7 protein-coding genes are annotated in these 7,838 nt (G+C 65.9%); 1 reads left to right on the top strand and 6 read right to left on the bottom strand.

The window, feature by feature from the left end; genetic code table 11:
* The 3 genes from QAT43_RS13085 to QAT43_RS13075 form a co-directional block, all read right to left on the bottom strand.
* Positions 1-1,400 (bottom strand): Ppx/GppA phosphatase family protein (locus QAT43_RS13085; protein WP_305043528.1); only part of this gene is annotated, 1,400 nt, incomplete at its 3' end.
* A gap of 20 nt (positions 1,401-1,420) precedes the next feature.
* Positions 1,421-1,924: a SixA phosphatase family protein gene (locus tag QAT43_RS13080; protein WP_305043527.1), complete on the bottom strand. Its 504-nt coding sequence runs from the start codon at positions 1,922-1,924 to the stop codon at positions 1,421-1,423.
* 139 nt (positions 1,925-2,063) lie between these two features.
* Positions 2,064-2,705 carry an outer membrane protein gene (locus QAT43_RS13075; protein WP_305043526.1) on the bottom strand — a complete coding sequence of 214 codons (642 nt, stop codon included), beginning with the start codon at positions 2,703-2,705 and terminating at the stop codon, positions 2,064-2,066.
* Positions 2,706-2,858: 153 nt separating this feature from the next.
* Between QAT43_RS13075 and QAT43_RS13070 the strand changes: the two genes are divergently transcribed.
* On the top strand, positions 2,859-3,026 hold the full coding sequence (locus QAT43_RS13070; RefSeq protein WP_305043525.1) for a hypothetical protein: 168 nt from the start codon (positions 2,859-2,861) through the stop codon (positions 3,024-3,026).
* Between the two features lie 7 nt (positions 3,027-3,033).
* Here the strand turns inward: QAT43_RS13070 and fusA are convergent, their stop codons facing one another.
* The 3 genes from fusA to QAT43_RS13055 all read right to left on the bottom strand — a co-directional run.
* Entirely contained in the window at positions 3,034-5,094 is a 2,061-nt protein-coding gene (gene fusA, locus QAT43_RS13065; RefSeq protein WP_305043524.1) for an elongation factor G, read from the bottom strand.
* 259 nt (positions 5,095-5,353) lie between these two features.
* A complete protein-coding gene (locus tag QAT43_RS13060) occupies positions 5,354-6,148 on the bottom strand; it encodes a GPMC system MBL fold metallohydrolase (RefSeq protein WP_305043523.1) in 795 nt (264 codons plus the stop codon).
* Positions 6,132-7,838, bottom strand: a 1,707-nt coding sequence (locus QAT43_RS13055; RefSeq protein WP_305043522.1) for a methyl-accepting chemotaxis protein, incomplete at its 5' end; no start/stop codon positions are given. The genes QAT43_RS13060 and QAT43_RS13055, both read right to left, overlap by 17 nt.

Here is a 7,838-nt window from a genome sequence, read left to right as displayed (position 1 = left end):
CGCAGGATGCCGCCCAGGCGCGCCACGCTGCGGCGGTCGTCGCTGGAGAGGCCGAGGAGGTTTTCGTGGCTTTTCTTGGGCAGGGCGCGACGATGATAGCGGGCGATGTTGGCGATGATCTCCTGCTCGCGGGGGCTGAAGCCGAACAGGCTGGCGTGGCGGATCAGGTGATAGCTGTGCTTGTGGTGGCGGGCGTAGTTGATAAAGTAGCCCACGTCGTGGAGCAGGGCGGCGGCTTCGAGCAGGCGGCGCTGGCGGCCATCCAGCCCAAAGCTTGGCGCCAGGGCGTCGAACATGCTCAGGGCGAGGCGCGCCACCTGATCGGCGTGATCCTCGTGAAAATGGCAGGCGCGGGCGAAGCTCAGCACCGCCGTGCGCCAGTTGGCGGATTTGCGCGACGGCGCAACCAGGCCGTATTTTTCCAGGCTGCGCAGGATCAGGCCGTGGCGGATGCCGCGCTCGTTGACCTTGAGGATGTTGGTGCCGAAGCGGCGCATGAGCTCGTCGACCACGGTCATGCCGGCAATGATGATGTCGGCGCGCTCGGGCGCCAGCCCCGAGACGGCGCGCCGCTCGCGCAGGGGCTTGCGCAGCAGCATGGCGAGCAGATGCACCACCTCGGAGCGCAGCACCTCATAGCCCTGGAAGCTGTTGAACTGCTCGCGGCGCTGGGCCATGACCATGGCGGCGATGGTGGTGAGGGTACCGCCCGAGCCGATCAGGCACTGCACGGCGGCATCGCGGTCGCGCAGGGTTTTTTTCAACACGGAGCGGATGTGCCTGCGCAGGCGTGCGTGGTCCTCCGGGGCGATGGGGTCCTTGGGCAGGAATTTTTCCGTGAGCACCACCGCGCCGAGGTCCAGGGAGAAGATCTCCTCGATCTGGCTGCCCATGGTGGTGATGATCTCGGCGCTGCCGCCGCCGATGTCCACCAGGGCATAGTGCAGATTGTCCATCTCGAAGCTGCTGCGCGCGCTGAGAAAGGCCAATTCGGCTTCTTCCTCGCCGCTGATGACCTCGATGGCGAGGCCCAGTTCGTCCTGAATCGCGGCGACGAAGGCCTCGCCGTTGCGCGCCTGGCGCACGGCGCTGGTGGCCACCGCCTCCACCGCCGAAACGCCGTAGCCCTGCTGGATCTTGAGCATGCGCGCCAGGGCCTCGCGGGCGCGCTCCCAGGCCGCCGGGCAGATTTCGCCGCTGGCCGCCAGGCCCTCGCCGAGACGCACCGTCGCCTTTTCGTCGTCGAGAACCTGAAACTCGCTGCCGGGACGCGCTTCCACGACGATCGAGCGGATCGAGTTGGTGCCGATATCGATGGCCGCGAGCCTGCGGTTTTCCTGGGGCGCCGGCGCTTCGACAGGGCTTGGCTTGGGCAAGGTCTTGAGCTTGGTGAGGGGCATCGGATCCTCGTTTAATTGACTCATGCAATCATCGTCGTCACATCGGTGTGAAACTTGCCCTTGGCCAGCAACCAGAGAAAGCGCCCGGATTGCCCGGCGGCCTCGGGATCCCAGTCCAGCGCCAGGACGCCGCCCTTGCTCAGGGACAGGGCGCCGGGCCTGCCTAGTAAGGCGCCGCCGAGATCGCTCAGGTCGGGGTTGTGGCCGACGCAGGCCAGGGCCTTGACGCCCGGGTGACGGCCGAGGATGCGGTGCAGGCCTTCCAGGCCGAAGCCGGGCGCGAGGGCCTCATCAACGGTCAGTGGACCGTTGAAGGTCAGGGCCTCGGCGAGAATTTCCGCGGTCTGCACGGCGCGCACCAGGGGGCTGGAAACGATCACTTCGGGATCCATGCCCTTTTTTCGCAGGCCGGCGGCGGCGGCGCGAAAGCGCTCGCGACCCTCGGGGGTGAGAAAGCGCAATTCCTCGGGGATGTCGAAGGCCCGTTCCACGGCCTTGGCATGGCGCACCAGATAGAGTTGCATGGCAGACCTCCACAGCGCACGGTGGTTATTCTGAGTAAAATAATAGCATTTTGTTTGGGGACTGTGAGCGAGGCGATGAGAAATGCATGGGGGAGGGAAAGGGCCGCCCGCGCGCGCGGGCGGCCGAAATGACGGAAAATCAGAAGCCCAGGCGCACGCCGAAGGTCAGGTTGTGGGTGGCGTAGTCGACTTCATTGCGCACTCCATCGGGATCGGTGAAGGTCGGATCCAGGGTGGCGAAGTAGCGATAGCCGAGGTCGAAATTCAAGTGACGGCCGACGGGCAGGCCGACACCGGCGCCGATCTGATAGGCGAAGCGGGTGTCGCTGTCGTCGGCAAAGCCGGCGTTGTCGAAATTAAGCCGCGCGGCGCCCAGGCCGATGCCGAAGAAGGGCACGAAGGGGGTGTTGGTGCGGATGTCGATCCAGCTGTTGGCCATGAGGCTGGTGACCTTCATTTCGCCGCCGCGCGGCTCGAAGCGCTGATTGACCTCGATGGCGTCCACGTCGTTGTTGCGCACGGCGAATTCCACCTCGAGGCGTCCGGTGACGTTGTCGCGGGTGCTGAACTGGCGCCCCGTGTTGTATCCCAGGGAAAAACCGGCATGGCTGCCCCAGTCGAACTCGACGTTGATGTCGCGCACCCCGGCGGCGCGCAATTTCGAATCCTCCAGGTACTGGGTGCCGGCGAAGGCGCTCAGGTAAAAGCCGCTCTGGGCGAGGGCGGGGGTGGCGGCGACCAGGGTCAGCAACAGAGAGGTAATTAGGGTGCGCAATCTCACGAAATCCTCCAGGGCGAGGGGGTTGAAATGCAACGGAGCAGGCTAAAAGTAGGATTTTGCCTCCCTGATGTCAACGACAAATCCCAGAACTGCGCCTCTGGCAGGATATGGTAACCTTTGAAAATTGAAGATTTTCGACAAGGAGGCGCGGCCATGGGATCCTGCCGGAAGGGCAAGTCCGAAACCGATCCCCATCCGGGGGCGTACACCTGCAAGAAGTGCGGCGCGGTCTCGGAAAAGGAAAAGCACCTGTGCGACGCCAAGAAAATCAAGGGCGCGGATCAGGACAAGGACAAGGACAAAAAGAAAAAGAAGAAATAGCCTTGCCTCACCAGCCGAAGCGGCGCAGGGTCTCGGGCGGCGCCTGATCGAAGTGGGAGAATTCCAGGGTGTAGGTGCCGCGGCCCTTGGTGGCGCTGCGCAGTTCGGTCATGTAGCCGAACATCTCGACCAGCGGCACCTGGGCGCGGATCACGTCGACCGCGCCGCGCGACTGCATGCCTTCCACCTGACCGCGTTTCTGCTGCAGGGTGCCGAGCACCTTGCCGGTGTAGTCGCTGGGCACGGTCAGCTCCAGGGCCATCACCGGTTCCAACAGGGTCGGCGCGGCCTCGCGGGCGGCCAGGGCAAAGCCGCGCTGGAGGGCGGCGCGCAGCCCCAGGTCGGTGGTCTGGCCTGGGATGAGCGGCGCTTCCTCGACGCGCACGCGCAGATCGATAAGGGGATAGCCGGCGCGCACCCCGCCGCGGCAGGCCTGACGCAGGCTCTCCTCGATGAGGGTGCGCCACTCGGCGGGTAGTTCGGCGACGGACGGCGCCAGTTCGATGGCGAGGCCCGTGTTGCGCGCCTGGGGTTCGAGCCGCAGCAGCACCTCGCCCTGATGGCGGCGGCCGTCGATGTCGCGCTCGAAGACCTCGCGGTGGCGGTGGGCGCGGGTGAGGGTTTCGCGGTAGACCACCTGGGGGCGCCCGGTCTTGACCTGCACGCCGAAGTCCCGGTTCAGGCGGTCGACGACCACCTCCAGATGCAGCTCGCCCATGCCCGTGAGAATCGTCTGCCCGGTCTCGGCATCCTCGCGCACGCGAAAGGTCGGATCCTCCCATTGCAGTTTTTCCAGGGCGGGACCAAGTTTTTCGCGATCTTCCACGGCGCGCGCCTCCACCGCCACCGATACCACGGGTTCGGGCAAGGTCAGCCCGGCCAGCAGCAGGGGCTGCTCGCGGCGACACAGGGTATCGCCGGTCAATACATCCTTGAGCCCGGTGGCGGCGACGATGTCGCCGGCGCGCGCCTCGTCGATGCGCTCGCGCTTGTGGGCATGCATGAGAAACAGCCGCGCCAGGCGATCCTCGCCGTTGCGCGTGCTGTTGAACAGCATGTCTCCGGCGGCCAGCCGTCCCGAATAGAGGCGCAGGTAGGTCAGCTTGCGGCCCTCGTCGGCCAGTACCTTGAAGGCCAGGGCGCACAGCGGCCCCTGGGGATCGTTGGGCAGTTCCAGGGGCGCGTCGCTGTTGGGGTCAAGGGCCTTGATCGGCGGCGTGTCGAGGGGCGAGGGCAGGTAGGCCACCACCCCGTCGAGGAGCGGCTGAATGCCCTTGTTGCGCAGCGCCGCGCCGAGAAAGGTCGGCTGCAGGCGGCAGGCCAGGGTGCCGCGGCGCAGGGCCGCGCGCAGGCGCTCGCTGGTCACGGGGCGCCCCTCGATGAAGTCGTCCATGACGGCGTCGTCGAAATCGGCCGCCGCCTCGACGAGCGCTTCGCGCCCGCGTGCCGCCGCCTCGCGCAGTTCCTCGGGAACCTCCGAGGATTCGACCGTGGCGCCCTGATCGCTCTCGACGAAGCTCAGGGCCTGTGCGTCGAGCAGGTCAATCACCCCGCGAAACTCCCCTTCCAGTCCCCAGGGCAGCTGCATGAGCACCGGCCGCGCGCCCAGCCGTTCCTCCATCTGCTTGAGGGTCGCCGCCACGTCGGCGCCGACGCGGTCGAGCTTGTTGATCAGGCAGATGCGTGGCACGGCGTAGCGGTTGGCCTGGCGCCACACCGATTCGCTCTGCGGCTGCACGCCCTCCACCGCGCTGAAGATGGCGATGGCGCCGTCGAGCACCCGCAGGGAGCGCTCCACCTCGATGGTGAAATCGATGTGCCCGGGCGTGTCGATGAGGTTGAGCCAGTAATCGCGCCAGCGGCAGGCGGTGCTGGTGGCGGTGATGGTGATGCCGCGCTCCTGCTCCTGGGGCATCCAGTCCATGACCGTGGTGCCCTCGTGCACCTCGCCGAGCTTGTGGGTTTCTCCCGTGTAAAAGAGGATGCGCTCCGACACGGTGGTCTTGCCCGCGTCGATGTGGGAGATGATGCCGAGGTTGCGGATGCGGTTTGGTTCGGGAGCTTTCATGGACGCCTCGAAAATACAAAATCCACAGTAATGCCAAAGTATTTGCCGATTATAGCGAAACCTGAGGGTTCGGCAAGAAGGCAGCGCGCCCTTGGCCTAGTGTCCCGTGCGGTTAGTCGTGTCGAATAATTCTGAGATATTTTTGGTGTTGCCAAGGCGCCGCCAACGCAGGCCTAGCCATGCGCTAAGTCAAGTTGGCGCAACGCAGGCAGCGCCAAAAATAGCCGGAATTAGAAGACAGGACTGGCCGCACGGGACACTAGAGGAGAAAGGACAGCCGCTGCCCGTCGTAGGCGAATTCGGCGCCGGGGGGCAGGGCGGCGCCGTGGCGGTGGTGGTCGATGTCGTGGCTGAGGTGGGTGAGGATGATGCGCTTGACGTGCAGGTCGCGCATGGCCTGGATGGCCTGGGGGATGTTGAAGTGCGTGCTGTGGGGACGAAAGCGCAGGCCGTCGATGATCACCGTGTGCAGGTCGCGCAGCAGCGGCAGGGAGGTTTCGGGGATGGCGCTGCAATCGGTGAGGTAGGCGAAGGGGCCGATGCGAAAACCCAGGGAGCCGCCCGAGCCGTGATGCAGGGGCACCGGTTGGATGGGCAGGCCGAAGAGCTCGAAGGGGCCGCCGATGACGCGCGGCTCCAGGCGCGGGCGGTAGCCGGGTTCGAGTTCCTCGTCGAAGATGTAGGCGAAAACGCGCTGGATGCCGGCGATGCTGGGAGCGTCGCCGTAGATGGGGATCGCCTGGCCGCTGTGCATGTTGAAGGCGCGCAGGTCGTCGATGCCGTTGACGTGATCGGCGTGGGTGTGGGTGTAGAGCACCGCGTCGAGGTGGCCGATGCCCTCGCGCAGGGCTTGCTGGCGCAGGTCCGTGGCGCTGTCGATAAGGATGTTGCGCCCGCCGCTGCTCAGCAGCAGGCTGCAGCGGGTGCGCTGGTTTTCCGGGGTTTGGGAGGTGCACACCGCGCAGGAGCAGCCCAGGGTCGGCACGCCCGTCGAGGTGCCCGAGCCGAGCACGATGACGTCGAGGCGCAGGCTGTTCTCAGGCCTTGAACGCACCGATCTCTTCCTTGAGGGTGCGCCCGTGGCTGGAGAGGTTCTCCACCACCTGATCGAGTTCCTTGGTGCGCTCGACGTTGTTCTCGGCGATCTCGCGCATGCTCAGCACCGCCTGCACCACCTGGTGGCTGCGCGCGCTCTGCGCCAGGGTCGCTTCGTTGATGTTCTCGATCATGTCGCGGATTTTCTCCATGTTCTGGGAAATCTGGCGGCTGCCGATGGTCTGCTCGCTGGTGCTGGCCTTGACCCGCGCGGCGATGTCGCGCAGGTCCTCGGAGGTGGTGTTGAGGTGGCGGATGCCGTGGCTGTGCTGCTTGATGGCGGCGGCGATCTGCATCAGCGTGTCGGTGTTGGAATTCACCGCCTTGGTGATCTGCTGGCTGCCGCGCGCCTGCTCCTGGGTGGCGCGCACGATGCCGCGCACTTCCTCGGAGGATTTGAGGGTGCTCTGGCGGATTTTTTCCAGCACCTCGCCGGCGATGCGGGCTTTTTCCGCTTCCTGGCGCACCTTCTCGTTGCCGGTGGTCATGGTGTCCACCGCCTCGCGGGTGCCGCCCTGGAGGTTGTTGATGATGGCGGCGATTTCCCGGGTGGAGACGGCGGTGCGCTGGGCGAGCTCGCCGATCTCGTCGGCGACCACCGCGAAGCCGCGGCCGTGCTGGCCGGCCTGGGCGGCGATGATGGCGGCGTTAAGGGCGAGCAGACCGGTCTGGTCGGCGACCTCGTCGATGACCGTGAGGATCTTGCCGATGGCGTTGGACTGATTGCCGAGATCCTGAATCACGGCGGTGGCTCTTTCCACCGTGGCGCACAGGGCCTGGATGCCGCTGATGCTGTCGTCCACCGCCCGCTTGCCGCGCTCGGTTTCGCGCACCGCCTCCTGGGAGAAGTTGTTGGTGCGCTCGGCGGCCTGCTCGATCTCCTTGATGGCGGCGTCGAGTTCGGTAACCGAGGCCGCTGTTTCCTGGGTCGAGCCCGAGAGGTTGGTCAGGCTGTCGGTGATCTGCTGGCTGGAAGTGGACATCTCGTTGAGGGCGCTGATGAGATCCTCGACCTTGGCGAACACCATTTCCATCTGCCCGGCGATTTCCTCGGTGGTGGAGCCCACTTCCAGGGTGGCCGAGGAGCTTTCCTCGGCGGCCATGAGCAGCCGGTTGAGATTCTCGGCGATCCCGGCCACGGTGGCGTCGATGTTTTGCAGCGCCTGGTGGGATTCCTCCAGGGAGACGGACTGCTGCCGGGTGCCCTGGTTGACGGCCTGGGAGGTCAGGCGGATTTTTTCCATGGCCTCGCCCAAGTCGTCGCGCACCCCGCGGATGCGGCGCACGGTTTCCGCGAGGCGGCCGAGAAAACGGTTGAAGTTTTCCGCCAGAAGCCCCACCTCGTCGCCGCTGGAAACCCTTAGGGTGCGCGTCAGGTCGGCCTCGCCCTCGGCGATTTCGCGCAGGTTGCCGACCACCGCGGCAAGAGGGCGCACGATGCCGCGGGCGATGCTGACGCCGACGATGAGCGCCAGCAGCCCGACCCCGGCCATGGTGGCCAGGACCAGGTGTTGCAGGTTTTGCCGGGCGATGATCATCTCCGTGCGGTCGACGGCGATGACCATGCCCTCATCATGTCCCTGCTCCGCGTGAAAGGGGACATGATGGATGATGTAGGGGATGTCGTCGCGCTCCATTTGCCGGATGCT

Source organism: Geoalkalibacter sp., from assembly GCF_030604225.1.
Lineage (GTDB): Bacteria > Desulfobacterota > Desulfuromonadia > Desulfuromonadales > Geoalkalibacteraceae > Geoalkalibacter.
The sequence above is the reverse complement of the archived record's forward strand: the minus strand, read 5'-3'. Positions and strand labels throughout refer to the sequence as shown.